The following is a 24,595-nucleotide window of genomic DNA, read 5'->3' as shown; positions in this document are numbered from 1 at the left end:
TGCCGCCGGGCCGCCGCCGAGGCCGCCGAGGCCGCCGTGGAACCGGGCGGGCGGTTCAGCGGGGTGACCTGCGGACCGCCCGTCCCGCCAGGACGTCGGTGCGCCGCCCGTCCTCGATCACGAACCGTCCGTCGACCAGCACGTACGGGATGCCCGTCGGCAGTGCCCGGGGCTGCTCGAAGGTGGAGCCGGCGGCCACCGTCCGCGGATCGAAGAGCACCAGGTCCGCCCGGTAGCCCTCGCGGACCAGCCCGCGGTCCGCGAGCCGCAGCCGGGCGGCCGGCCGGGACGTCAGGTGCGCGACGCACTCCTCCAGCGACAGCACGCCCAACTCCCTTACGTACCGACCGAGATACCGCGGGAAGGTGCCGTACGCGCGCGGGTGCGGCTTGGCGCCCTGGAGGATGCCGTCCGAGCCGCCGGTGTGCACCCGGTGCCGCATGATCTCCCGCACGTTCTCCTCGTGGCCGACGTGCTGGAGGATCGAGGGGGCCAGCCTGTCCTTGAGCAGCAGCTCGCGGGCGAGGGCCCACGGGCTCTCGCCGCGCAGCGCGGCCGACTCCTGGACCGTGCGGCCCACGTACTCGCCCAGCGCGGGGTCGCCCACCCCGGAGATCTCGATGGTGTCCCACTCCATGGGCACGCCGTGGCAGCCGTCCGAGCCGGTGACCTCCAGGTGGTGCCGGATCCGCTCGGCCGTCGCGTCGTCCGCGAGCCGCCTGAGGGTCTCCTCCGGGCCGCCCTCGCTCGCCCAGCTCGGCAGCACCGCGGCCAGCGTGGTACTGCCCGGTGTGTACGGGTACGTGTCGAGGCTGATGTCGGCGCCGGCGGCGAGCGCGTCGTCCAGCAGGGCCAGCAGCTCGGGCGCCCTGCCCTTGTTCACGCCGAAGTTCATCGTCGCGTGCGCCAGGTGCAGCGGGCAGCCCGCCTCCCGGGTGAGCGTCACCATCTCCTCGTACGCCTGGAGCGCGCCCGCGCCGTAGGAGCGGTGGTGCGGGCAGTAGTAACCGCCGTACCGGGCCACCACCCGGCACAGTTCGGTGAGTTCGGCGTCCTTGGCGTACATGCCGGGCGTGTACGTCAGCCCCGACGACATGCCGACCGCGCCCTGTTCCATGCCCTCCGCGACCAGGTGCCGCATCCGGTCCAGCTCGGCGGGGGTGGCTTCCCGGTCCTCCCAGCCGACGACGAGGGCGCGGACCGTGCCCTGTGGGATCAGGTACGCGGCGTTGACCGCGATGCCCCGGTCGAGCCGGTCCAGGTACTCGCCCACCGACCGCCAGTCGAAGTCGATGTCGTTCCCGTCGCCGTTCCATCCGGCGATCGCGCGGCGGACCTCGCCGAGCGTGCGGTCGTCGACCGGCGCGTACGACAGGCCGTCCTGGCCCAGCACTTCGAGGGTGACGCCCTGCGCGGCCTTGGCGCTGTGGTCGGGGTCGCGCAGCAGCGCCAGATCGCTGTGGGCGTGCATGTCGATGAAGCCGGGGGAGAGGACGAGCCCCTCGGCGTCCAGTTCGCGGCGGGCCTTCGGGCGCTGACAGCCCGCTGCCGCCGCCTCCTTCACGATCGAGACGATGCGGCCGCCGTCGACGACCACGTCAGCGCGGTACGCGTGGTCGCCGGAGCCGTCCACGACGTCGGCGTCCCGGATGACGAGTTCTTCCATGCCACGCCTCCTAGAAGAACGTACGGATGTAGTCGACCACCGTGCCGTCCGCCTCCGCCAGAGGGATGAGTACCCATTTGTCGAAGGAGGTGCACGGGTGGGAGAGGCCGAGGCCCAGCCAGTCGCCGACCTCCAGGTCGGCCTCGGGGGCGGTACGCAGCCAGGCGTGCTGGTCGGAGAGGGAGGTGACCGAGATCCCGGTGGCCGGGCGCTCCGTGCCGCCTCGGCGGACCACCTGGGCGAACGGCAGGTCGAGGTCGTAGGCCGCGTCCCGCTTGCCCGCGTTGGCGAAGGCCTGCCCGGCGGACGGCCGGGACACGATCTGCGTCCACAGCCGGAACGCGGGTTCCAACGCGCCTTCCTCCGGTACCCGGTTGAACGGGGTCAGCTCGCGGTAGTGCCCGTCGTCGTGCGAGACGTACGCGCCCGAGCGCAGCACCTTCAGGACGGGGAGGGAGAGTTCCGGGACGTCGGCGAAGACGTCGGCGACCGCGTCGAACCAGGCGCTGCCGCCCGCGCTCACCATGATCTCGTCGAGGCCCGCGAACCGTCCCGCCTTGTCGAATTCCACCGCCAGGGCCACCAGGCGCCGCAGCCACGCCCGCACCCGCTCCGGGTCGGCGTCCGGCACCTCGCCCTCGTACCCGGCGACCCCGACCAGCCGCAGACCGCGCGCGCCCGCCACCGCGTCGGCGACGGCGGCGCACTCCGCCTCCGTCCGCACCCCGGTCCGTGCGCCCTCGCCCCCGGCCAGTTCGACCACGACGTCCACCGGGCGGGCGGACCCGGCGAGGGCCGCCTCCATCAGTTCGACACCGCGCACGGAGTCGACGTAGCAGACGAACCGGAAGTCGGGGTCGGCGTCCAGGTCGGCGGAGATCCACCGCAGGGCCGCCGGGTCCACCAGCTCGTTGGCGAGGAACACCCGCCGCACACCGAACGCCCGCGCCACCCGAACCTGGTGCGGCACCGCGAGCGTGATGCCCCAGGCGCCGTGCTCGATCTGGCGCCGGAAGAGCTGCGGGGCCATGGACGTCTTGCCGTGCGGGGCGAAGGCGAGGCCGTGCCGGGCCGCGTACGTCTCCATCAGCGTCAGGTTGTGCTCCAGGCGCTCGGCGGACAGCGCGAGCACCGGGGTGGTGAAACCGCCGGTGAACAGGTTCCGGCGCTGGGCGGCCAACTCGCCGACGGTCAACCCGTCGGCGTCCGGCGGGAGGCCCTTGAAACGGTGGTCGACGCGTTCCTCCGTGAGGAGTGTGTAGGCGTCGGAACCGGGGTCGAGGACCATCAGAGCCTCCCTGATCTGGTGTGTTGCATTCCTTGCAACGCCCATTGCGTATGTCGCTTACCGCTGTCTAACATCTCGGCCACACGGGGTCAATGGAAACGGGTCCCGACGGCCGACGAGGACAATGCGAGCAGACACCGACGATCCGCCCCCACCCGGCCCCGCGCCACCCGCCCCGCCCCGCGCCACCGACACCGCCCCGCGCCACCGATCCCGCCTGAGCCCGCCGTACCGAGGAGCCACCCCACCGTGACCGCCACCGGACCCCGCACCGCCCCCGACGTCGACGTCGTGGAGACCGTCGATGTCGTCGCGCTGGGCGAGTCCATGGTGACGTTCCTGCCCTCCCGGCCGGGCCCCCTCGCCGACGTGCCCTCCTTCGAGCGGGCCATCGGCGGCGCGGAGTCCAACACCGCCTGCGTCCTCGCGGCGGCCGGCCACTCGGCGCGCTGGATCAGCGCGGTCGGCCGGGACGGCTTCGGCGACCACCTCCTGCGGGCGATCGGGGCGTACGGCGTCGATGTGTCGTCCGTCCGGCGCGACCCGCACCGCCCCACCGGCGTCTACTTCCGCACCGCCGGCGACCGCGCCTCCGACGCCCACGAGGTCGCCTACTACCGGGCGGGCTCCGCGGCGTCCGCGATGACCGCCGCCGACGTCGACCTGGAAGCGGTGCGCGCCGGGCGCGTCCTGCACCTGTCCGGCATCACCGCCGCGCTCTCCCCCGGCTGCCTGGAACTGATGCGGGAGCTCACCGCCCCCCGTCCGGGCCGCCCGCTCGTCTCCTTCGACGTCAACCACCGGCCCGGACTGTGGCGCGACAGCGACGCCCGCGACCGCGGCTCCGGCCCCGAGGTGCTGCTGGAACTGGCCCGCGGCGCCGACCTCGTCCTCGTCGGCGACGACGAGGCGCGCGAGGCCTGGGGTCTGCGGGACGCCGCCGCCGTGCGCGAGGCGCTGCCCGAACCGGAGATCCTCGTCGTCAAGCACGGCAGCCGCGGCGCCACGGCCTACGGCCCGCACGGCGCGGAGACCTTCGTCCCCTCCCTCGGCGTGGACGTCGTCGCCGCCGTCGGAGCCGGGGACGCCTTCGCCGCCGGGTTCCTCTCCGCCACCCTGCGCGCCCTGCCCGTACGGGACCGGCTCCGGCACGGCCACCTCACGGCCGCCGCCGCCCTCACCGTCCCCGGCGACCTCGCCGCGCCCCCCGCCCGCGACCTGGCCGACCGGCTGGCCGCCCTGGACGAAGCGGCGTGGGGGAAACTGCGTCTCGGCCCCGGCTGGACCGAGACCGCCACCGCGGGCGCGCACACGGATGCGGGCGCGGACCGGGCCGAGGAGGAGGTACGTACCCCATGAGCCAGACCGTCGACCGCGCAATGAGCATCCTGCCGCTGCTCGCCGAAGGCCCCGCCGACCTCGGGCAGGTCGCCGAACGGCTCGGCGTGCACAAGTCCACCGCCCTGCGGCTGCTGCGCACCCTGCACGAGCACGGACTCGTCTACCGCCAGTCCGACCAGCGCTACCGGCTCGGCGCCCGCCTCTTCGCCCTCGCCCAGGAGGCGATGGAGAACCTCGACGTCCGCGAGATCGCCCACGCCCACCTCGTCCGCCTCAACGAGCAGTGCGGCCACACCGTGCACCTCGCCGTCCACGAGGAGAACGAGGTCCTCTACATCGACAAGGTGGAGAGCCGCTACCCGGTCCGCATGTACTCGCGGATCGGCAAGCCCGTCGCCATCACCGTCGCCGCCGTGGCCAAGCTGCTCCTCGCCGACCTGCCCGAACACGAGCGCCGCGACCTCGCGGAGAAGCTCGACTACCCCCTGTACACGTCCCGTTCGACGCCCAGCCCGGCCGCGTTCCTGCGCGAACTGGAGAAGGTGCGCGAACAGGGCTGGGCCACCGACCTCGGCGGCCACGAGGAGTCCATCAACTGCGTCGCCGCGCCGATCCGCGGCGCCGACGGCCGGGTGGTCGCCGCGATGTCGGTCTCCGCGCCGAACGTCGTCGTCACCGCCGACGAACTCCTCACCCTGCTCCCGCTGGTCCGCCGCACCGCGGACGCGATCAGCAGCGAGTACTCCGGCCGGACCCCGGCAGAACTCCAGTGACTCCAGTGACTCCAGCGAAGGACCGCCCCTCATGACCGAGAAGACCGAGAAGGCCGACAAAACCGAGAAGACCGAGAAGGTCGCCCTCACCCCGAGTACGCACACCACCCCGCCCGCGAAGTTCTCCCACGGCGTGCGCAAGGGCAACATCCTCCAGGTCGCCGGCCAGGTCGGGTTCCTCCCCGCCGAGGAGGGCAAGCCGCCCACGCCCGCCGGTCCCGGCCTGCGCGAGCAGACTCTCCAGACCCTCGCCAACGTCAAGGCGATCCTCGAGGAGGGCGGCGCGACCTGGGACGACGTGATGATGCTCCGCGTCTACCTCACCGACGTGGACCACTTCGCCGAGATGAACGGCATCTACAACACCTACTTCGAGGAGCAGGGCCTCACCCAGCCGCCCGCCGCGCGCACGACCGTCTACGTCGGCCTGCCCGCGGGGCTCCTCATCGAGATCGACGCACTGGCCGTACTGGGCTGACGCGCACTCACCTCTTCCCGTAACCCCCTCACACCCCGTGTGCCACGGCACGGCGTCCGCCACCTCTGTGACGCCGTGCCGCGATCCCCCCTGCCCGAAAACTTCATGCGCTCAAGCAGAGGACCCCCTGATGTCCCACCCGTCCCTTTCGCTCGCCGCCGACGCGGCGGCCGAGACACCCCCGCACACCGGAGGACTTCTCCTCCTCATCGACGGCACCGCCGGTCTGCTGACCGTCGCCGCCATCGGCATCGCGCTGCTCCTCTTCCTGATCATCAAGGTCCGGCTCCAGCCGTTCGTCGCCCTGCTCGGCGTCTCCATAGCCGTCGGCCTGCTGGCCGGTCTGTCGGTCACCGAACTCTTCGGCACGGTCCAGCGCTCGGACGCGGTGTCCACCATCGAGTCCGGCATGGGCGGCATCCTCGGCCATGTCGCGATCATCATCGGCCTCGGCACCATGCTCGGCGCGATCCTCGAAGTCAGCGGTGGCGCCGCGGTCCTGGCGTCCCGGCTGCTCGGCCTGTTCGGCGAGAAGCGGGCCCCGCTCGCCATGGGCATCACCGGCCTGATCTTCGGTGTCCCGGTCTTCTTCGACGTCGGCATCTTCGTCCTCGCGCCGATCGTGTACGCCGCCGCGAAGCGCTCCGGCAAGTCGATCCTGCTCTACTGCCTGCCCCTGCTCGCGGGCCTGTCCGTCACCCACGCCTTCCTGCCCCCGCACCCCGGCCCGGTGGCCGCCGCCGGACTGCTCGACGTCGACCTCGGCTGGGTCATCCTCATGGGTGTCGTCACCGGCCTCCCGGCCGTCGTCGCCGCCTGGGTCTACTCCGCCTGGATCGGCAAGCAGATCTTCGTCGCCGTACCGCAGGACATGGTCGAGGCCGCCGAGGAGTCCCGCCAGGCCGTCCTCGACGAGCAGCGCGCCGCAGGCGTGGCGCCGCGTGAGACGCCCGTGCCGCTCGGCACCGTCCTCGGCATCATCGGTACGCCGCTCATCCTGATCCTCGCCTCGACGTTCTCCTCGATCGCCCTGGACGAGTCCACGCTGCGCTCGGTCGTGGAGTTCTTCGGCCACCCGTTCGTCGCGCTCACCATCGCCCTGTTCATGGCGTACTACCTGCTCGGCATCCGGCGCGGCTGGTCCCGCAAGTCCCTGGAGACCGTCTCGACGTCCTCGCTGAAGCCGGTCGGCAACATCCTGCTGGTCGTCGGCGCCGGCGGTGTCTTCGGCGCGGTCCTCAAGGGGAGCGGTGTCGCCCAGGCACTGTCCGACACGTTCAACGACGTCGGCCTGCCGGTGATCGTCCTGTCCTACCTGATCTCCGTGGTGCTCCGGGTCGCGCAGGGCTCGGCGACGGTGGCGATCGTCACGACGGCGGGCATCGTCGCCCCGCTGCTGTCCGAGGGGGACCACTCCCAGGCGTTCGTGGCGCTGGTCATCATGGCCATCTCCGCGGGCTCCATCTTCGCCTCGCACGTCAACGACGGCGGGTTCTGGATGGTCGCCAAGTACTTCGGCATCAGCGAGCGGGACACGCTGAAGACCTGGACGGTGCTGGAGAGCGTCCTGTCGGTGGCGGGCTTCGTGGTCGCGGCGGTACTCAGCCTGTTCGTCTGACGCCGCGTTCGTCCGACCCCGCGCGTTCGTCCGACCCCGTGTGATCATCCTCCGATTCGTACGAACGGTGGGGCGCATGTAGGCGTCTGATAACGAAGTGAGGGGCTGGCTGTGCTCCACACAGGATCGTCGACCATACTCATCCGGTGTGGAGCAGCGCATAGGTTCGAGCAGCCAGCCCCAGCCCCTGGAAGGCGCCGGATTCGACCCGGCCTTCATCCCTGGGCTCACCGCACCCGTGTCCGGCACGTCCGACCGCAAGGCGGACGTGAAGGACGCGAAGGACGCGAAGGACGCGAAGGACGCGAAGGGCGAGGAGGAACCCGAGGACGCGAAGCCCGCCTCGGAGCCGGAGGACGTGGCGCCCGAGGCGGACGCGGACCCGGCCACGGAATCGGGGAAGGAACCGGCGACGAAGAAGGAGCCGGAGCCTGAGCCGGAGGCCGGGACGGCGTCCGCGAAGGCGACCTCGCTGGAGAAGCCCGAAGCTGCGGGGACCTCCGAGGAAGAGCCTGTCCCCGACGGCCCCGTCTTCGAGGCGTCCGACCGCCGTGCCGGGATCGTCGTCGATCACAGCGGCGTACGGCTCCGACTGGACGACCAGGCGTGCGAGTTCGGCTGGGACGAGATCGGCGCGGTGGAGACGGAGACCGCCCGCTTCGGCAAGCGGTACACGGTCACCGTCCACACCACGGAACGCCGTTGGTACCCGATCGAGATCGAGGCCGCGTCCCGCAGCCGCTTCGCCACGTGGGACACGGAACTGGACGCGGTCCTGGACGCCTACTTCGACGACGGGGCACCTGAACCCGAGGCGGCCTCGTCCGATGCGGACACGCCCGATACGGACTCCCCCGACTCGGACTCCCCCGACTCGGACACGCCCGACTCGGACACGCCCGAGGCGGACCCGTCCGACACGGACTCCTCCGACACGGACACGTCCGACGAGGGCGTCGACACCGAGACGTCCGAGCCGGACGCCGGCATGGACCCGTCCGACGACAAGGACAAGTCCGAGCCGGCCACCGACCCCGTGGCCTAGGCACCACGACGACTCCTCGCGCCGGGCGGCATCGCTAACTGCAGTACTGCGCCGCCTTGCCGATGGAGCGGTACATGCAGTCCGCGTTCTCCAGGAGTTGCAGGACGGCGTCCCGGTTCCGGGACGTCTCCCGCTCGATGACCTCGTCGGGCGGGTAGAAGCCGCCGCTCGACGAGGACCTCGGATACATCTCGTAGGTGTAGCCGAAGATCTTGTGCGTGCCCCACAGGTAGTCGTCGATCGACCCGTCCGTGATGTACAGGTCGCTGGACTGCTGGGCCGTGTAGCCGTTGCTCGCGGCCATCTTCTGGCCGACCGTGCGGAAGGCGGCCTGGTCGTCGGCCGTCATCCCGGTCGTGGTGTCGGAGTAGGTGTAGCCGAACGGCCACAGCACCAGCTCGCTGTACGTGTGGAAGTCGACACCCGCCTTGATCTGCTGCACCCCGCCCACGACCCGGCTGCGCACGAAGTCGGCGACGACCTTCACCTCGGGCGCGGACTCGGGAGCCGAACCCCGATAGGTCTCGGAGGACGTGGAGCCGGAAGAACCGCCGCAGCAGCCCCAGCGGTAGTCCCAGTTGCGGTTCAGGTCGGTGCCGACGTTCGACGAACCGGAGTTGGGCTGCCGGTTCTTGCGCCATGAACGGTAGGAGCCGGTGGCGATGTCGTACTCGCCGCCGTCCGGGTTGAGGTCCGGGACGATCCAGATCTCCCGGCCGTTGACCATGTTGGTGATCCGCGAGTCGCTGCCGTATCCCGCGCCGAGTTCGCGCAGCAGATACAGCGCCATCTCCACGGTCAGGTGCTCGCGCGCGTGCTGGTGGTGGGTGAACAGGACCTCGGGCTCGTTCTCGTCCGCCGTCACGTTGTCGCTGATCTTGATGGCGACGATGTCCCGGCCCTGGTAGGACCGGCCGATCACCCGCTTGCTCATGATGTTCGGGTACGCCGACAGCCGCTGGTCGATCTCCGCGTTCATCTCGGCGTAGTTGTGGTAGCGGGAGTCGGCCGAGGGGAAGTCGAACAGGCGGATGTCGTCGGCGGCGGAGGAGCGGTCGGGTGCCGCGCCCAACGGTGTGATCTCGTAACCCTGTTGGCGCAGCCGTCCGATCTGGTCCGCGCGGCCGGAGACGACCACCGTCTCCTCGTCGGCCTCGTCCACGGTGACCCCGGACTGCTGGATCGCCGTACGGGTCACGGCGGTCGTGTGCTGGTGGATCTCGTACTGGCGGATGTCGTCGGCGGAGGGTGCCGCCCGTTTCGCGCTGTCGGCGCCGGCTTCCGTGGCCGCCATCGACACGGGCGCGGCGAGGGCCAGGGCGAGGAGTACGGCGAGCGCGGCGGAGCGTCTGCCGCGCTTGCCGCGTGTGCGAAGTCGCATGAAGTGTCCTTGTGGGAGGTGGGGTTGCTCATGGCGACGTGCGTGGTGCGGTGCCGATATAGTCCGCGCATGACATGATCAGGTCAATATTGCGTCCGGGTTCGCCACCCGCGGCCACGCGCATCCCGTCACGTACATCCCGTGAAGATCCCGGCACGCCCTCTTGCCCGACCGGCACCCATCCGCTTTCTTGGCCCTCATGGCGGACACCACGGGAAACACCCAGGACACCGGAGCCCCACCCGGCGCCGGCTCCGGCACCCAGCCCCGCAAGTCCAGTTGGAGGTACATCGGCCCCGGCATCGTCGTCGCCGCGACCGGGGTGGGCGCCGGCGATCTGGTCGCCACCCTCATCGCCGGCAGCAACTTCGGCTACACCCTCCTCTGGGCGGCGGTCATCGGCTGCCTGGTGAAGATCTCCCTCGCCGAAGCGGCGGGCCGCTGGCATCTGGCCACCGGCCGCACCCTGTTCGACGGCTGGGCGAGCCTGGGCCGCTGGACGACGTACTTCTTCGGCGTCTACGTCGTCATCTGGGGCTTCGTCTACGGAGCGGCGGCGATGTCGTCGAGCGCGCTGCCCCTGCAGGCCCTCTTCCCGGACGTGATGGACCTCGAAGGGTGGGGCATCGCCTGTGCCCTGGTCGGCCTCGCCTTCGTCTGGTTCAACAGGTACGCGGTCTTCGAGAAGGTCATGACGGTCCTGGTGGGTGTCATGTTCGCGGTGACCGTCTACCTGGCGATCAGGGTGGCCCCCAACCTCGGGGACGCCTTCGCCGGACTGCTTCCGGTCCTTCCCGACGCGGACGACTCGGTCCTCTACACCCTGGGCCTGATCGGCGGCGTCGGCGGCACGATCACGCTGGCCGCATACGGCTACTGGGTCAACGCCAAGGGCTGGACGAACACCGGCTGGATGAAGGTGATGCGCCTCGACAACCGCGTCGCGTACGTCACCACCGGCATCTTCGTCGTCGCGATGCTCTTCGTCGGCGCCGAGCTCCTGAACTCGGCGGGACTCGCGCTGGAGAAGGGCGACAAGGGCCTGGTGCAGCTGAGCGACATCCTGGAGGAAAGGTACGGCGCCGCGACGGCGAAGTTCTTCCTGATCGGCTTCTTCGCCACGTCGTTCACGTCGCTGATCGGCGTGTGGCACGGGGTGAGCCTGATGTTCGCCGACTTCGTGACGCGCGGCCGGAAGAAGGTGAAGGTGTCGACGGGCGAGGCCATCGCGTCCGGCCGCCCGGAGAAGTCCTGGCCATTCCGCGCCTACCTGCTGTGGCTGACCTTCCCACCCATGATCCTCCTGTTCGAAGGCCAGCCCTTCCGCCTCATCATCCTCTACGGCGTCCTGGGCGCCGCCTTCATGCCCTTCCTCGCCCTGACCCTGCTCTGGCTCCTCAACTCCACCCGCACCCCCCGCGAATGGCGCAACGGGATCCTCAGCAACAGCATGCTCGTCATCGCCGGCCTCCTCTTCCTGGTCCTGTGCGTCAAGCAGGTCTGGGACCAGCCCTGGTCGGAGTTCTTCTAGGGTCTTTCGTTCGGATCAGGCCGGGTCAGGTCAGGTCGTCCCACCGGGGACTGAGGGCGATCGTCCGGAGTTCCTTCATGCTCAGCGCGGGAGCGTCACGTGTGGCGTCCTCGTGCTGGGCACCGGTGTTGAAGGCGCTGATCACCACGCGTCTGCCGTCGGCGCGCATGGTGTCGACGGTCCACATGACGACACCGGCGGCGCCCTTCTCACCCGGCCCCTGGTGAGTCGCGACCCGGGTTCCGTCGGGCAACGTCTCGGCGGACCCGTAGAGCTGTCCGGCGTCACCGCGCATACCGTGCTGGACGTTGATCTGGACGAAGCTCTTCCCCTCGCCGTCGTCGAGGACGAGATAGGCGTACCCCTCCTCCTGGCCGCCCTTCGACACCACCTCGAGACGGTCGGGGACGAGCCCGGCGAGTGTCTCCCGGACCGCCGGTCCGGCGGCGCTCGGCGGCGGTGTGCTCGGAGCCGCCGACGGCTTCCCGGCCCTCTCCGGAATGGCGTCGACAGCGGCCCGCCACTGCGGAGCCGTGGCGATCTCCTTGAGCTGTGCGGCGGACAGCGGGGGCGCGGGCCGGCTGACGGGCGCGTCCTTCTCGGCGGCCGAGTTCCACTCGCTCACGTCGACCTGCTGCCCCTGGGGGGTGACCAGTACGGAGTTCCACCACCTGGTGTCCACGCGCCGGTCCGGATACACGTACCCCTTGAACAGCATGAGCTTCGACCCGTCCGCCAGGGTGCTGGTGGCACAACTGTCGTGCGGGGTGAACACCTGGTCCGGGCACCGGGTGGCTTCGCGGGCCTGGGAACTTCCCGGCTCGATGCGGGAGAGACCGACGCCGACGGCTGCGGGCCCCTCGCCGTCGTCGTACACGACCTGGGCGAACGGCCCGCCGACCGAGGCGGTCCCGCGCCCGCCCTCCCCGCTGAACTCCCCGTCGGGGAGGAGCTCCTTCAGTGTGCGGATGAGCTCCTCACCGGAGACGGGCGCCGGAGTGCCTTTGGCGCCGGCGGCGACCTCGGCTCCCGAGGCCGCCGACGTCCGCCCGTCCTCCCCGACCCCGTTGCCGCCCGGCAGGAGGAGTGCCCCGCCCACTCCTACGAGCGCGATCCCGGCCGCGCCCCCGAGAACGGCGGCCCGCCGCCGCATCCGCATCCGCCTCCCCCGGGTCCGCCCCCCGACGCTGAGGGCACCCCGGTCGGCCTCGAAGGCGCCGCCGGTGTCGTGCAGAGCGGCGGAGAGCCGTTCCTCGAAGGGGTCGCTGTGCTGGTCGACGGACATGACGAACCACCGCTTCCGTGAGGTGAACCTGGAGGAGAGTGAGGAGAGGAGCGAGGAGGGGACGGCCCGCGACCGGTCAGGCCCGGGCGTACTCACCGAGGTCCTCGCCGAGCAGTTCCCGCAACCGGGCCAGGGCGCGCACGCTGCGCGTCCGCACCGCCGCCGAGCTGACGTTCATCGCGTCGGCGGTCTCCTGGACCGAGCGGTCCTCCCAGTACCGCAGGACGATCACCGTGCGGTCCTTGGCGGGCAGCCCGGCAAGGGCGTCGAGCAGGGTGAGTCGCAGGGACGGGTCCTCGTCGGCGTCCGGCCGCTCCGGGAACGCGGCGGTCGAGCGCTCGCTACTGCTGCGCCGCCGCTGATGAGTGAGGAACGCGCGAGTGAGAACGGTCTGCGCGTAACCGGCGGGGTTACCCACGCGGGAAACCCGCCCCCAGTGCACGTACACCCGCCCGAGAGTCTCCTGGACGAGGTCCTCGGCAAGGTGCGTGTCCCCGGCGGTGAGCAGACACGCGGACCGGTACAGATGCCCGGCCCGCGCCGCCGCGAAGTCCCCGTACCCGCCCTCGCGACCGTCCTGCCCCATGCACGCATCCCCCTGGCTCTCCCCGTTGCTCCCACCTCATTGATGCGCCGGGCCCCGGGAAATGTTTCACTCCCATGTCACAGCAGGTGGTCGGCCTTCCCCGCCTTGATGTCGAGGATCATCCGCCGCAGGGCGTCACGGCTGTCGGTGAGGTGATCGTCCTCGGCGCCGGCTATGGCGATATAGCCGTTGCCGTCCTGGTCGGTTCCGAGGCGGAAGCAGGCCGACCCCTCGGCGCAGAACGGTTCTTCCCAGGCGATGTCGGGCATGGCGGCGTCTCCCTAGAGCTGTTTGGCGATGTCCTGGATGAAGCTGTGGGAATCCGCGGGCGACAGGGAGTGCTGCTCCATCCAGTCGAGCTGAGCCCGGTATTTGGACAACTGCGCTTCGTGGTAGACGAATTCCGGACCGTGGGTACTGTCGATCTGTACGGTGTCGAGGCGCCGTACCGGCCCTTCCATGTAGACGACGGTCTGGCCTGCGCCGGGAAAGGCTCCGGCCGTGAACGGAATGACCTGCAATGACACATGAGGCAGGCTGGACATGACGAGCAGATGCTCCAACTGCCCATGTGCCACCTTCGGTCCGCCGAACTGCATGCGCAGAGCCGCTTCATGGAGTATCCCGACGTATGCGGTGGGGTCGTCACCCTCCAGCACTCGCTGGCGTTCCAAGCGGTGGGCCAGCCGCAGTGCGACCTCGTGCTCCGGCAGTGGAGGCAGTGCGGCCTTGAACACGGCTTGCGCGTGAGCAGTCGACTGGAGCAGTCCGGGCATGTGAATCAGGTGCACACTCCGTAGCCGTACCGCGTGGTGCTCCAATTCGGCGATGTCGAGCAGCCCGACCGGGAGGCTGCCCCGGTACTTGTCCCACCAGTCCTGTCCTGCGGACCGTGCCATCTCGACAAGGGCGTCAACGTAGGCATCGTCATCGCAGTCGCAGTTGCAGGCCAGCGTGCGCAGCCGCTCGGGGCTGATGGTGCGGGTCCCGGATTCGATGTTGGAGATCTTGCCTCGGTCCACGCCGAGCAGTCCGGCGGCGAACTCGCCGGTCATACCGGCGGCCGTACGCATCCTCCGGACCTCTGCACCCAGCCTCTTCTGCCGTTCGGTCGGCGACGTCCTCGCGCCCATGCTGCCCCTCCTCTGGCTCGCGCCACTCTATGGGGTGCCTTTGTTGCCAAATATAGGGGCAACATAACCCCGTCATGCTTACATTGAGTAGCGCACAAGCTACCTGGCGCAGTCGGCAGTGCATTGCGTGAGCCTGCCCGCGCGACGGAGCCACCGACTGCCGCCGACCGTCATCGACCACTGACCGCCGACTGCTGCCCATGACAGGGCGCTGCCGTACCCCACCGAAGGAGCCACCGATGTCTCCGTCCCGCTGCCCCGTCGCACCCATGCTCTCCGCCGATCCCGCGGCCCCCGTCCCCGAAAACCTGGCCTACAGCTTCACGTTGCCCGCACGGCTCACGAGCCCGGGACTGGCGCGAGCGGCGTCGCGGGAGATGCTGAGGGCGCACGGACTGACGGACCTGCTGGACCCCGCGCTGCAAGCGGTGAGCGAACTGGTGACGGTGGCCTGCCGGTTCACGGAGTCGACGGACGTGTACCTCTCCCTCCGCTACCGTGCCTCCGCCCTCCGGGTGGTCGCGTACGACAGCCACCCGCGCCACACCCACCCCCGCCTGGCCACTGCGTGTGAAGCGCGTCGTCGCGCGGCCCTGCGCTTCCTGTCCTGTGTCTGCCGAGCCTGCGACGGCACCTGGGGCTTCGGCGAGGCGCGCGAACCGGGCGGCGGTACCCGCATGTGGGCAACGCTGCCCAGTGCGGGCGCGAGGTCGTACGGCAGCCCACCCGCTGTGCCTCGCTGAAAAGCGTGAGCACTTGGCGGCCGACTGTCACGTGAGCGCTCGAATGAGCGGCATCCGGACAGTGGCGGTCGAAGTGCTCACGCTTTTCGGGAGAGGGTGCGGTGCTCCCGGTCACCACCGGCGGGTGTGGTGCGGCAGAGGGTGCCGCTCCGCCCGTGACGACGCGGCCGTGGTGCGGCACCCTCGAGGCGGGGTGATGGGAGGGGTCGGGTTACGGCAGGGCGTGGACGTGCGGGCCGACCGCGTTGGACCAGGCGTTGCCGGAGGTGGCGTCCCAGTTGGTGGACCAGGTCATCGCGCCGCGCAGGGACGGGTAGGTCTTCGACGGCTTGAAGGAACCGCAGTTGGTGCCCCTGGCCAGGCAGTTCAGGGCGTTGTTCACCACGGTCGGCGAGACGTAGCCGCTGCCCGCGCCGCGGGTGGAGGCCGGGAGGCCGAGGCCCACCTGGGACGGGTCGAGGCCGCCCTCCAGTTGGATGCAGGCCAGCGCGGTCAGGAAGTCCACCGAGCCCTGGCTGTAGACCTTGCCGTCGCAGCCCAGCATCGAACCGCTGTTGTAGTACTGCATGTTGACGACCGTGAGGATGTCCTTCACGTTCAGCGCGGTCTGGAAGTACGAGTTGGACGTGGACTGCATGTCGATGGTCTGCGGAGCCATCGTCAGGATCATGTCCGGGCCGGCCTTCGCGGACAGCGACCGCAGCGCCTGCGTCATATAGGTCGCGTTGAGGCCGTTCTCGAGGTCGATGTCGACGCCGTCGAAGCCGTACTCCTGCATGACGGCGTAGACCGAGTTCGCGAAGTTCGTCGCGGAAGCGGGGTTGTTCACCGACACGGCGCCCAGTTCACCGCCCACCGAGATGATGACCTTCTTCCCGGCCGCCTGCTTCGCCCGTACGTCCGCCTTGAACTGGGCCACGGTGTAGCCGTTCAGACCCGCCGAGTCCAGGTTGAAGGTGACCGCGCCCGGCGTGCCCGTCGCGTCCGCGAAGGCGACCGCGATGATGTCGTACTGCGCGGGCACGTCCGAGATGCGCTGCACCGCGGCGCCGTTGTTGAAGTTCTGCCAGTAGCCGGTCACCGCGTGCCGGGGCAGGTCGCCGCCGCCACCGCCGTTGCCCTCCGTCGTCCGGGCCGTCACGGCCGTCGACTTCGGGGACTCGCCCGCCGCGTTGGTCGCCGCCACCTGGAAGGAGTACGAGGTGGAAGCCGCGAGGCCGGTCACCGTCGCCGACGTGCCCGTCACCGCAGTGATCTTCGTACCGTTGCGGTAGAGGGAGTAACCCGTCGCTCCCGATACGGGGTTCCACCTCAACGACGCCGTCGACGACGTCGTACCCGAGACGCTGAGGCCTCCCGGCGTGCCGGGAACGACCGGATCCGGGTCACCGCCTCCGCCCCCGTCGGGGCCGAAGACCGACAGGTCGTCCGTGTAGTAGGGCTGCTGCCCGTACCAGCCGTGGGTGTAGACCGTCACCGATGTGGTGGCGGAGCCGGTGCGGAAGCTCGTCGTCAGCTGCTTCCAGCTGGTGGAGTCCGGGGTCCAGGTGGAGACGTCCGTCGTGCCGGTGCCGGTCACGCCCAGGTAGGCGTAGCCGCCCTGTACCCAGGTGCTCAGCGAATAGGTGGAGTTGGGTCGCACGGCGACGGTCTGCGTACAACGGGCGTTGTCCTGGCCGGCCGGGGTGGCCTTGAGCGCGGACGTGCCGCCGTGCACGGGGGACGGGACGGTCGTCCCGCTGTTCGCCGAACAGGTCCAATTGCTCAGACCCGACTCGAAACCGGCGTTCTTGACGTTGTTCACGTCCGCCGCGGACGCCTGGCCCGCGCTCACGAGGGGGAGGGTGAGAGCGAGGGCGGAGGCGAGGGCGCCCGCCCAGAGGCGGCCCCTGCGGCCGGCCGGGCTCCTGCCTGCGTCTCTGTCTCTGTTTCTGTCTCTGGGTTCGGTCGTGGCTGGTGCGCGGTCCACTGAAGCCTCCGGTGGGGGGAAGGGGCGGGATACGGGGGTACAGAGGTAGGGGGAGTGGAGTGGGAGGAGAGCCATGGGGACGGCAGTCGTCGCCACTGGACCCATAAGGTGGTCCAGACCAATAGGGTTGTCAATGGGTCCAGACCAATTGCGGGGAGTCGGGTCGACTTCGCTCGCTCGGCACTCCGGGGCGCCGGTCGCCCTCACGGCGGGATTCCGGCGTCAAGGCAGTGCACGGGATCTCCGCCCTGCGCGTCATACCGAGACCGGCGAGATGCTCAACGTGCCCCGTTTTGGCGCAACTTGTGCAACGCCAGTTGCTTACGAGCTACACAAACGCTGTTCTCCAGCCATAAAGCCGTGGTTACAGTGCTCGCATAGTCACGCAGCGAAGTCATCAGGGTGTACCGGAGTGACTTCCGGTGGGCCGAGGGACATGGGGAGAACGGGGAGCCGCGCGTGCCAACTGCCATTGCCGTGACCAGTGCCGACCTGGCGCTGCCACCGCAGGACGAACGAACCCTGCCCGCCGTGGTGCTGCGGGACATCGCCACCCTGCCGCTCGAACAAGCGCTGACCGAACTCCAGGCACTCATCGAGCAGCACGGGCACGTCATCGTGGTCTGCTCCAGGGCAACCCCCGTCGCCGTCCTGCGGCGGCTGCACACCCTGCGCTCCCTGCTGGAGAGCGACCGGATCGCCCTCTTCAGCCCCGATCTGCCCCCGCTCGGAATCGCCGTACTGGCCCGCCAGTTGAGGCAACTGGGCTCCTGCGATCTCAGCCCCGGCGTGCTCGCCTCGGCCGGCCGGCTGCTGGTCCACTACATCCACTCCGGTGCCGTGCTCGGCTCCGTCGCCCGGCTCGACCGGATCCCGGTGAACCTGAAGCAGCACGCCAAGTCCTGGATGCCCGGCAGTCAGTTCGCCGTCCTCGCCCACCCGCAGCCGCAACTCGTCCGCCTCGGCCCCGAAGCCGCACTGGACGGACCGGAGTTCGGCACCTGGATGCTCGTCGCCAAGGGGCAGCTCCAGTCCGACTGGGTCACCGGCACCCTGGCGTCCTCCTGGAAGGTGCAGGGACTGCGCGAGGCGCCGCTTCCCGCCGAGTCCCCGAGCTGGTGGGGGACCGGCAAGGTCATCGAGTTCTGCACCTACCTGCCCGACCTCTCCGTCCTCTACCAGCTGGTCACGAGCGTGCGGCGCGGCATCTGCCACTGGTGCGGCATCGACGTCATCGGCGACCGGTGCGTGTTCTGTTCGGCCACGCCACCGTCCGTACCCGCCCACGACAGCAGCCACGACAGCAGCCGCGACAACAGCCGCGGCAGTACCCGCGGCATCAACCGTGGTGCCGGCAGCAGAGCCCTCGTCCGCGGCACATGAAGGGGCGTACCTGAACCGGCGTACGGCAGCGCCGTACCCCCACCCGAACCGCGGTCTCCCACCGTCCCGCTCGGCCCACATCCCCCAATGAGGTTGCACGGTCTATGAACTCCCGTCAGCGCCGCGGCGTGATACTCCTGCTCCTGTCGATCCTGTGCGCCCTCGCCGCGTTCGCCGGCGTGCTCTCCGTCATCAACGACGTGGAGTCCAAGGTCGGCCCCGAGGTCACCGCGTACCGGCTGAAATCCAACGTGGCGCCCTATACGCCGCTCAGTACGGGCCAGTTCGAGAAGATCGAGATGCCCGAGCGCTGGCTGTCACAGAACGCGGTCACCGATCTCGGCGACATCCGGGGCAAGATCGCCGTCACCACGCTGCGCGAGGGCTCCCTCCTGCAGAGCGACATGATCGTGAACCAGCCCGCCCTGCAACCGGGGCAGCAGGAGGTCGCCATCATGATCGACGCGGCCACCGGTGTCGCCGGAAAGATCACGCCGGGTTCGTCGGTCAACGTCTACGCCACCTTCGAAGGGGAGCGTGAGGGCGCCCCCGCCCAGTCCAAGATCATCGTGACCAACGCCAAGGTCCTCGACGTCGGCCGGATCACCGCCCTCGAACCCGACGAGAACGACCGCGGCCGGCAGCCCACGGACGCCGTCCCCATCACCTTCGCGCTGTCCACCATCGACGCCCAGCGCATCACCTACGCCGAGTCCTTCGCCCAGCGGGTCAGACTCGCGCTCGTCGCCCCCGGCGGCGACCCCACGGTCCCGGAGCAGGACCGTACGTACGAACTCGCGAAGGACAAGTGAGAGGCCCGCATGCCCACGAGGATCCTCCCGGCAGTCGGTGACGCGGACGCCGTCCGGTCCATCACCACGCTGCTCAGCCAGCTCCCGGACGCCGAGCCGATGGCCCCGGTGATCGACTCCACCCAGCTCGTCGACACCCTCGCACGCCTGGCCGCCGAGTCGATCGACGAGCTGCCCGAGGTCGTGGTCGTGCACGAGCGGATCGGCCCGGTCCCCGCACTGGAACTGATCCGCGAAGTGGCCCTGCGCTTCCCCGCCGTCGGGGTCGTCCTCGTCACCTCCGACGCCAGCCCCGGCCTGTTCCAGGCCGCCATGGACTACGGAGCCCGCGGCCTGGCCGCCCTGCCGCTCAACTACGAGGAACTCGCCAACCGCGTCCACGCCGTCGCCCAGTGGTCGTCCGGCGTGCGCCGCCACCTCGGCGCCGGCGGCGACGTGTTCACCGGCGTCGGAGGCACGGTCGTCACCGTCAGCGGCGCCAAGGGCGGCGTGGGCGCCACCCTGACCGCCATCCACCTCGCCCTCGCCGCCCAGGCGTCCGGCCGCAGCGCCGCCCTGGTCGACCTGGACCTCCAGAGCGGCGATGTCGCCTCCTTCCTGGACGTCCAGTTCCGGCGGTCCGTCGTGGACCTCGCGACGATCACCGACATCTCCCCGCGCGTCCTGGCCGACGCCGTCTTCCGCCACGACACCGGCCTCACCCTGCTCCTCGCCCCCGCCGAGGGCGAACGCGGCGAGGACGTCACCGACCGGGCCGCCCGCCACATCATCGGCGCCCTGCGCTCCCGGTACGAGGTCGTGGTCGTCGACACCGGCGCCCAGCTCGTCGGGGCCGGCGCGGCCGCCGTCGAGACCGCCGACACCGCACTCCTGGTCACCACCCCGGACGTGGTCTCCGTCCGGGGCGCCAAACGGACGGTACGGATGTGGGACCGGCTCCAGATCCGCAAGGCGGAGGAGACCACGATCGTCGTCAACCGCCACACCCGGAGTACGGAGATCCAGCCACCGCTCATCCAGAAGATCACCGGCACCGCGGTCGCGGCCACCGTGATCCCCGCCAACTTCAGGGAACTCCAGCAGGTCGTGGACGCCGGCCGGGTCCACGAACTGGAGAACAAGAGTGCGGTGAAGCAGGCCCTGTGGACCCTGGCCGGAGAACTCGACCTGGTCAAGCCCACCGAGGGCGCACACAAGTCCGGCCGGCTGCGGGGAGACCGACCGCGCGGCGACCGCGGCGCGGTCAGCATCCGGAGGCGCAAGGACGGAGGGGGATGAGGTGAAGGGGCAGGAAGCGCACGCCCGCTCGGACGGGGGCCGTGACCGGGACCGTGACCGGGACCGTGACCGGGACCGTGACCGGGACCGGGGTCAGGTCACCATCGAGTTCCTCGGCATGATCCCGACGATCCTCGTGACGCTCGTGGTCCTGTGGCAACTCGTGCTGCTGGGATACACGTTCACCCTCGCGGGGAATGCTGCGGACGAGGCGGTACGGGCGGCCACCGCCGCGGACCCGGGTGCGCGCGACGGCGCCTGCCGGGCGGCGGGGCTGGACAAGCTGCCCGGTGCCTGGGAGGGAGCGGCGACGGTGACCTGCGGGACCGGGGGCGGCTATGTCACCGCCGACGTGACACTGCGCGTCCCCGTCCTCTTCCCCGGCACCGTCGACTTCCCCTTCGAGGTGAAGGGTCACGCGGGCGCGGTGGAGGAGGAGGTGGGGGACTGACATGGCGTACGACGAGAGGCGGGGCGACCGCGGGCGAGGCGAGCGCGGGCGGGGCAACCGCGGGCGGGGCGAGCCAACGCGGTCCGACCGCAGGCGGGGCGAGCCGACGCGCACCGGTGGTCGCTCGCGGGACGAGCGCACACGACACCGGGACCGCGGGCAGGTGGCGATCGAGTACCTGGGCTTCCTGCCGGTCCTGATCATCGTCGCCATGGCCGCCGTACAGCTGGGCCTGATCGCGTACACCGCCCAGCAGGCCGGCACCGCGGCCCGTGCGGGGGCCCGCAGTGCCTCGCTCGACAAGGCGGCGGGGCCGGCCTGCACCGTCGCGGTCAGCAGCTGGCTGGCCGGCCGCACCGAATGCGGGGAGTCCGGGGGCGGCGACGAGGTCACCGTCACGGCCACGATCGACATCCCCTCGATCGTGCCGGGCTGGGACTTCGGCCCGGCCCGGAAGACCGCCACCATGCCCGTCGACCACTGACCACTGACCACTGACCACCCGCCACCCGCCGGAAACCGACCACAGCAGTAGGAACCACGAACCACGAACCACGAGCCAGGAACGAGGAGCGCCGGACTCATGAGTCTGCGGGCACGTATCAACTCCCCCGAGGAGAAGGGCAACCGGGGCGAGGACGGCCATCTGGTCGCCTCCTACCGCGCCAAGCTCCTCGAGGAGATCGACCTCGCGGAGATGAGTTCGCTGGCCGCCGCCGAGCGCCGGGCGAGACTGGAGCGGGTGCTCGGGCACATCATCAGTCGCGAGGGCCCGGTCCTGTCGACCGTGGAGCGCTCACAGCTGATCCGCAGGGTCGTCGACGAGGCACTCGGCCTCGGCATCCTGGAACCGCTCCTGGAGGACCCCTCCATCACGGAGATCATGGTCAACGGCCCCGACGCGATCTTCGTGGAGCGCGGCGGACGGGTCGAGCAGCTGCCGATGCGCTTCGCCTCCCACGACCAGCTGATGCAGACCATCGAGCGCATCGTCTCGACGGTCAACCGCCGCGTGGACGAGTCGAATCCGATGGTCGACGCGCGCCTGCCGTCCGGCGAGCGTGTCAACGTCATCATCCCGCCGCTGTCCCTGACCGGCGCCACCCTCACCATCCGCCGCTTCCCGCGCTCCTTCACCCTCCACGAGCTGATCGGTCTCGGCTCGCTCGACGAGCACATGCTGTACCTGCTGGCGGGCCTGGTGCAGGCCCGCTTCAACGTGATCGTGTCGGGTGCGACCGGCACCGGGAAGACGACCCTCCTCAACTCCCTCTCCGGCCTGATCCCCGAGGGCGAGCGCATCATCACCATCGAGGACTCCGCCGAACTCCAGCTCCAGCAGCCGCACGTGATCCGCCTGGAGGCACGCCCGCCGAACGTCGAGGGCAAGGGCCGCATCACCATCCGCGACCTGGTGCGCAACTCGCTGCGCATGCGCCCCGACCGGATCGTCGTCGGTGAGGTCCGCGGCGGTGAGTCCCTGGACATGCTCCAGGCGATGTCCACGGGCCACGACGGCTCGCTCGCCACCGTCCACGCCAACAGCGCGGAGGACGCGTTGATGCGGCTCCAGACCCTCGCCTCCATGTCGGAGGTGGAGATCCCCTTCGTCGCGCTGCACGACCAGATCAACAGCGCCGTCGACGTCCTCGTCCAGCTCACCCGCTTCGCCGACGGCGCCCGCCGCATCACCGAGATCGCCCTGCTGGAGAGCCACGGGGGCGAGCCGTACCGGCTGGCCACGGTCTCCCGGTTCAACGCGCAGCCGATGGCCTCCGACGGCCGTATCTACGGCGTGTACGAGCACCACCCGCTCCCGCGCCGGGCCGCCGAGCGCCTCTACATGGCGAGTCAGCCCGTCCCGCAGGCCTTCGGCATCGCCCGCTCCCTCGACCAGCTCACGACCCGGGAAGCCAGGTAGGACCGCCGCCATGGATCTGCAGAACCTGATCATGCTGACCACCGGCATCGCACTGCTGACCTGCGTCCTCGCGGTGGCCGGCGTGCACCTGTACGCCGCGGGCAGGGCTCAGCGGCAGGCGCTGGTGGACCGGTTGGCGCACACCGGCCGGGTCACGGTCAACGGGCGCCGGCGCCACTTCCCCACCCTGGACCGCAGGCTGCGCCGTACGAGGTTCGGCAGGAAACTGGAACTGCGTCTGACGGCGACCGGCCTCGACATCACCCCTGGCGAGTTCTTCGCCGGCATGATCGCCCTGGGTCTGGGCCTCCTCCTCACCGGCCAGGCCGTCCTGGCCCCGTTCTTCGGCCCGCTGGCCGGACTGCTCGGCATCTGGGCGGCGTTCCAGTTCCTCGACTGGCAGCGCCAGAAACGCATCGAGAAGTTCATCAACCAACTCCCCGAACTCGCCCGCATCCTGGCCAACGCCACCCAGGCCGGCCTCGCCCTGCGGACGGCGATCGGCATGGCGGCGGAGGAGATGGAGGCCCCGGCCGGAGAGGAACTGGCCAAGGTGGACAACCAGCTGGCCCTCGGCGCCTCGATGGACGACGCCCTGGGGGAACTCGCGGAGCGGCTCCCCTCTCGCGAACTCGTCGTCCTCGTCACCACCCTGGTGCTGTCCAACCGGGCCGGCGGCCAGGTGGTCAGCGCCCTGCGGAACCTCACCGAGACCCTGGAGGAACGCAAGGAGACCCGGCGCGAGGTCCGTACCCAGCTCTCGCAGGTGAGCATGACGTCGTACGCCGTCCCCGTCCTGGGGGTCGGCTCGTTGTTCCTGATGAACGGGGTGAAGGACGGCGCCCTGGAACGCATGACCGACTCCCCGGTCGGACAGGGCGCCGTCATCGTCGCCTTCGGCCTGTACGCGATCGGCTTCGTCCTGATCCGCCGCCTGTCCCGCATCGACGTCTGAGCAGCCTGACCGTGGAAGGCGGAGAGAAACGTGGAAGGCAGAGGAGGGAGTGACTGACATGGGACTTCTGCTGGCGCTGGTCATGGCCGTCGCCGTATGGGGCGTCTTCGCCGGCGTGCGCATGTACCGCGCCGATGCGAAACTCCCCGCCGACCTGGTCCTCGCCCTGGAGGTCGGCGGCACCCGCACCGGCGCGGTGGACTCGCTCGTCGACCGCATGGGCATGCGCTACGCCCCGGCCGTCCTGCGCGTCATGGGCCCCCAGCGGGTCGCCAAGTACCGCCGCAGGATCGACCTCGCGGGCAACCCCGGCGGCCTCACCATCGACCGCTACGCCGCCCGCCGCGCGGTCTACGGCTTCCTCGGCGGCCTCGGCTTCCTGGTCTTCCTCATGCGCGGGCAGTTCTTCGTCGCCCTGCTGCTGCTCGCCTTCGGCGCGTTCTGGACGGAGGTCGGCATCTGGTCGGCGATCCGCATCCGCCGGGACGTGATCGAACGTACGCTCCCCGACTTCCTGGACGTCCTCGCCGTCGTCGTCAGCGCGGGCCTCGGCTTCCGGCAGGCCCTGGACCGGGTCGCCACCAAGTACGAGGGCCCGTGGGCGGACGAACTGCGCATCACACTCCGCCAGATGGACCTCGGTATGAGCCGCCGCCAGGCCTTCACGGAACTGCGCCGCCGCAACGACTCCGAACAGGTCGCCATGTTCGTCACCGCGTTGCAGCAGGGCGAGGAACTCGGCGCCCCCATCGTGGAGACACTGGTCGCCCTCGCGAAGGACATGCGCCGCACGGACGCGCAGAACGCCCGCCGCAAGGCGGCCCGCGCGGTCCCCAAGGCCACCATGATGATCACCACGTTCATGGTCCCGGCCACGATGATCCTCCTCGGCGCGGGCCTGATCCTCGGCTCCGGCACCGACTTCGGCTCGATCACGGGTGAGTAGGGGCAGGGACGG

Annotated in this window: 23 protein-coding genes; 15 read left to right on the top strand and 8 right to left on the bottom strand. The window is 70.3% G+C overall.

The features are described from left to right. Positions 1-55: 55 nt before the first annotated feature. Together ACFYQA_RS21885 and ACFYQA_RS21880 are read right to left on the bottom strand one after the other, a co-directional pair. Positions 56-1,666: an amidohydrolase family protein gene (locus tag ACFYQA_RS21885; protein ID WP_388920243.1), complete on the bottom strand. Its 1,611-nt coding sequence runs from the start codon at positions 1,664-1,666 to the stop codon at positions 56-58. Positions 1,667-1,676: 10 nt separating this feature from the next. After that, complete coding sequence (locus ACFYQA_RS21880) at positions 1,677-2,954, bottom strand: amino acid deaminase (protein ID WP_388920241.1); 1,278 nt, start codon at positions 2,952-2,954, stop codon at positions 1,677-1,679. Positions 2,955-3,203: 249 nt separating this feature from the next. Between ACFYQA_RS21880 and ACFYQA_RS21875 the strand changes: the two genes are divergently transcribed. From ACFYQA_RS21875 to ACFYQA_RS21855, 5 genes are all read left to right on the top strand, one after another. Continuing rightward, positions 3,204-4,313: a sugar kinase gene (locus ACFYQA_RS21875; protein WP_388920238.1), complete on the top strand. Its 1,110-nt coding sequence runs from the start codon at positions 3,204-3,206 to the stop codon at positions 4,311-4,313. Next, entirely contained in the window at positions 4,310-5,068 is a 759-nt protein-coding gene (locus ACFYQA_RS21870) for an IclR family transcriptional regulator (protein WP_388920235.1), read from the top strand. Before ACFYQA_RS21875 ends, ACFYQA_RS21870 begins: the two co-directional genes overlap by 4 nt. Positions 5,069-5,099: 31 nt before the next feature. Continuing rightward, positions 5,100-5,546 carry a RidA family protein gene (locus ACFYQA_RS21865; RefSeq protein WP_388920232.1) on the top strand — a complete coding sequence of 149 codons (447 nt, stop codon included), beginning with the start codon at positions 5,100-5,102 and terminating at the stop codon, positions 5,544-5,546. Positions 5,547-5,676: 130 nt separating this feature from the next. Further along, positions 5,677-7,164 (top strand): GntP family permease, encoded by a 1,488-nt coding sequence (locus ACFYQA_RS21860; protein ID WP_388920229.1) that lies wholly within the window; start codon positions 5,677-5,679, stop codon positions 7,162-7,164. Between the two features lie 148 nt (positions 7,165-7,312). Next, the gene (locus ACFYQA_RS21855) at positions 7,313-8,209 is read left to right on the top strand and encodes a hypothetical protein (RefSeq protein ID WP_388920226.1); all 897 of its coding nucleotides are present in this window, start codon (positions 7,313-7,315) and stop codon (positions 8,207-8,209) included. Positions 8,210-8,243: 34 nt separating this feature from the next. Here ACFYQA_RS21855 and ACFYQA_RS21850 read toward each other — a convergent pair whose 3' ends face one another. Further along, positions 8,244-9,590 (bottom strand): M14 family metallopeptidase, encoded by a 1,347-nt coding sequence (locus ACFYQA_RS21850; RefSeq protein ID WP_388920223.1) that lies wholly within the window; start codon positions 9,588-9,590, stop codon positions 8,244-8,246. Positions 9,591-9,789: 199 nt separating this feature from the next. Here ACFYQA_RS21850 and ACFYQA_RS21845 point away from each other — a divergent pair, with 199 nt between their 5' ends. Beyond that, positions 9,790-11,121 (top strand): Nramp family divalent metal transporter, encoded by a 1,332-nt coding sequence (locus tag ACFYQA_RS21845; protein ID WP_388920220.1) that lies wholly within the window; start codon positions 9,790-9,792, stop codon positions 11,119-11,121. A gap of 25 nt (positions 11,122-11,146) precedes the next feature. On the opposite strand, the gene ACFYQA_RS21840 is transcribed toward ACFYQA_RS21845, so the two are convergent. The 4 genes from ACFYQA_RS21840 to ACFYQA_RS21825 all read right to left on the bottom strand — a co-directional run bounded on the left by ACFYQA_RS21840 (position 11,147) and on the right by ACFYQA_RS21825 (position 14,125). Beyond that, entirely contained in the window at positions 11,147-12,406 is a 1,260-nt protein-coding gene (locus ACFYQA_RS21840; RefSeq protein ID WP_388920217.1) for a hypothetical protein, read from the bottom strand. Positions 12,407-12,482: 76 nt separating this feature from the next. Further along, positions 12,483-12,992 carry a SigE family RNA polymerase sigma factor gene (locus ACFYQA_RS21835; protein ID WP_388920214.1) on the bottom strand — a complete coding sequence of 170 codons (510 nt, stop codon included), beginning with the start codon at positions 12,990-12,992 and terminating at the stop codon, positions 12,483-12,485. Positions 12,993-13,069: 77 nt separating this feature from the next. Then, positions 13,070-13,261, bottom strand: a complete 192-nt coding sequence (locus tag ACFYQA_RS21830) for a hypothetical protein (protein WP_332430319.1) — start codon at positions 13,259-13,261, stop codon at positions 13,070-13,072. Positions 13,262-13,273: 12 nt separating this feature from the next. Beyond that, the gene (locus tag ACFYQA_RS21825; protein ID WP_388920211.1) at positions 13,274-14,125 is read right to left on the bottom strand and encodes a helix-turn-helix domain-containing protein; all 852 of its coding nucleotides are present in this window, start codon (positions 14,123-14,125) and stop codon (positions 13,274-13,276) included. Between the two features lie 239 nt (positions 14,126-14,364). On the opposite strand from ACFYQA_RS21825, the gene ACFYQA_RS21820 reads away from it, so the two are divergent. Then, positions 14,365-14,868: an ATP-binding protein gene (locus ACFYQA_RS21820; protein WP_388920208.1), complete on the top strand. Its 504-nt coding sequence runs from the start codon at positions 14,365-14,367 to the stop codon at positions 14,866-14,868. 211 nt (positions 14,869-15,079) lie between these two features. On the opposite strand, the gene ACFYQA_RS21815 is transcribed toward ACFYQA_RS21820, so the two are convergent. Next, positions 15,080-16,837, bottom strand: a complete 1,758-nt coding sequence (locus ACFYQA_RS21815) for a chitinase (protein WP_388920205.1) — start codon at positions 16,835-16,837, stop codon at positions 15,080-15,082. Positions 16,838-17,314: 477 nt separating this feature from the next. On the opposite strand from ACFYQA_RS21815, the gene ACFYQA_RS21810 reads away from it, so the two are divergent. The 8 genes from ACFYQA_RS21810 to ACFYQA_RS21775 all read left to right on the top strand — a co-directional run bounded on the left by ACFYQA_RS21810 (position 17,315) and on the right by ACFYQA_RS21775 (position 24,583). Then, positions 17,315-18,220, top strand: coding sequence for a hypothetical protein (locus ACFYQA_RS21810; protein ID WP_388920359.1), 906 nt, complete (start codon positions 17,315-17,317; stop codon positions 18,218-18,220). Positions 18,221-18,324: 104 nt separating this feature from the next. Further along, positions 18,325-19,032: a Flp pilus assembly protein CpaB gene (gene cpaB, locus ACFYQA_RS21805; protein WP_386395710.1), complete on the top strand. Its 708-nt coding sequence runs from the start codon at positions 18,325-18,327 to the stop codon at positions 19,030-19,032. A 9-nt stretch (positions 19,033-19,041) separates the two neighbouring features. Then, positions 19,042-20,310 carry a CpaE family protein gene (locus ACFYQA_RS21800; protein ID WP_388920202.1) on the top strand — a complete coding sequence of 423 codons (1,269 nt, stop codon included), beginning with the start codon at positions 19,042-19,044 and terminating at the stop codon, positions 20,308-20,310. A gap of 118 nt (positions 20,311-20,428) precedes the next feature. Further along, positions 20,429-20,761 carry a pilus assembly protein gene (locus ACFYQA_RS21795; protein WP_332432980.1) on the top strand — a complete coding sequence of 111 codons (333 nt, stop codon included), beginning with the start codon at positions 20,429-20,431 and terminating at the stop codon, positions 20,759-20,761. Between the two features lies 1 nt (position 20,762). Continuing rightward, positions 20,763-21,245: a TadE/TadG family type IV pilus assembly protein gene (locus tag ACFYQA_RS21790; RefSeq protein ID WP_388920199.1), complete on the top strand. Its 483-nt coding sequence runs from the start codon at positions 20,763-20,765 to the stop codon at positions 21,243-21,245. 99 nt (positions 21,246-21,344) lie between these two features. Continuing rightward, on the top strand, positions 21,345-22,682 hold the full coding sequence (locus ACFYQA_RS21785; protein ID WP_388920196.1) for a CpaF family protein: 1,338 nt from the start codon (positions 21,345-21,347) through the stop codon (positions 22,680-22,682). 10 nt (positions 22,683-22,692) lie between these two features. Further along, positions 22,693-23,637: a type II secretion system F family protein gene (locus ACFYQA_RS21780; protein ID WP_388920193.1), complete on the top strand. Its 945-nt coding sequence runs from the start codon at positions 22,693-22,695 to the stop codon at positions 23,635-23,637. A gap of 58 nt (positions 23,638-23,695) precedes the next feature. Beyond that, on the top strand, positions 23,696-24,583 hold the full coding sequence (locus ACFYQA_RS21775; protein WP_388920190.1) for a DUF5936 domain-containing protein: 888 nt from the start codon (positions 23,696-23,698) through the stop codon (positions 24,581-24,583). Positions 24,584-24,595: the final 12 nt, after the last annotated feature.

Source organism: Streptomyces sp. NPDC005774 (assembly GCF_042871645.1).
Taxonomy (GTDB): domain Bacteria; phylum Actinomycetota; class Actinomycetes; order Streptomycetales; family Streptomycetaceae; genus Streptomyces; species Streptomyces pratens.
The sequence above is the reverse complement of the archived record's forward strand: the minus strand, read 5'-3'. Positions and strand labels throughout refer to the sequence as shown.

Coding starts and splice junctions, on each gene's coding strand:
- ACFYQA_RS21885 (WP_388920243.1), bottom strand. CDS start 1,666: ATGGAAGAACTCGTCATCCGGGACGCCGACGTCGTGGACGGCTCCGGC.
- ACFYQA_RS21880 (WP_388920241.1), bottom strand. CDS start 2,954: ATGGTCCTCGACCCCGGTTCCGACGCCTACACACTCCTCACGGAGGAA.
- ACFYQA_RS21870 (WP_388920235.1), top strand. CDS start 4,310: ATGAGCCAGACCGTCGACCGCGCAATGAGCATCCTGCCGCTGCTCGCC.
- ACFYQA_RS21865 (WP_388920232.1), top strand. CDS start 5,100: ATGACCGAGAAGACCGAGAAGGCCGACAAAACCGAGAAGACCGAGAAG.
- ACFYQA_RS21860 (WP_388920229.1), top strand. CDS start 5,677: ATGTCCCACCCGTCCCTTTCGCTCGCCGCCGACGCGGCGGCCGAGACA.
- ACFYQA_RS21850 (WP_388920223.1), bottom strand. CDS start 9,590: ATGCGACTTCGCACACGCGGCAAGCGCGGCAGACGCTCCGCCGCGCTC.
- ACFYQA_RS21845 (WP_388920220.1), top strand. CDS start 9,790: ATGGCGGACACCACGGGAAACACCCAGGACACCGGAGCCCCACCCGGC.
- ACFYQA_RS21840 (WP_388920217.1), bottom strand. CDS start 12,406: ATGTCCGTCGACCAGCACAGCGACCCCTTCGAGGAACGGCTCTCCGCC.
- ACFYQA_RS21835 (WP_388920214.1), bottom strand. CDS start 12,992: ATGGGGCAGGACGGTCGCGAGGGCGGGTACGGGGACTTCGCGGCGGCG.
- ACFYQA_RS21830 (WP_332430319.1), bottom strand. CDS start 13,261: ATGCCCGACATCGCCTGGGAAGAACCGTTCTGCGCCGAGGGGTCGGCC.
- ACFYQA_RS21825 (WP_388920211.1), bottom strand. CDS start 14,125: ATGGGCGCGAGGACGTCGCCGACCGAACGGCAGAAGAGGCTGGGTGCA.
- ACFYQA_RS21820 (WP_388920208.1), top strand. CDS start 14,365: ATGTCTCCGTCCCGCTGCCCCGTCGCACCCATGCTCTCCGCCGATCCC.
- cpaB (WP_386395710.1), top strand. CDS start 18,325: ATGAACTCCCGTCAGCGCCGCGGCGTGATACTCCTGCTCCTGTCGATC.
- ACFYQA_RS21800 (WP_388920202.1), top strand. CDS start 19,042: ATGCCCACGAGGATCCTCCCGGCAGTCGGTGACGCGGACGCCGTCCGG.
- ACFYQA_RS21795 (WP_332432980.1), top strand. CDS start 20,429: ATGATCCCGACGATCCTCGTGACGCTCGTGGTCCTGTGGCAACTCGTG.
- ACFYQA_RS21790 (WP_388920199.1), top strand. CDS start 20,763: ATGGCGTACGACGAGAGGCGGGGCGACCGCGGGCGAGGCGAGCGCGGG.
- ACFYQA_RS21785 (WP_388920196.1), top strand. CDS start 21,345: ATGAGTCTGCGGGCACGTATCAACTCCCCCGAGGAGAAGGGCAACCGG.
- ACFYQA_RS21780 (WP_388920193.1), top strand. CDS start 22,693: ATGGATCTGCAGAACCTGATCATGCTGACCACCGGCATCGCACTGCTG.
- ACFYQA_RS21775 (WP_388920190.1), top strand. CDS start 23,696: ATGGGACTTCTGCTGGCGCTGGTCATGGCCGTCGCCGTATGGGGCGTC.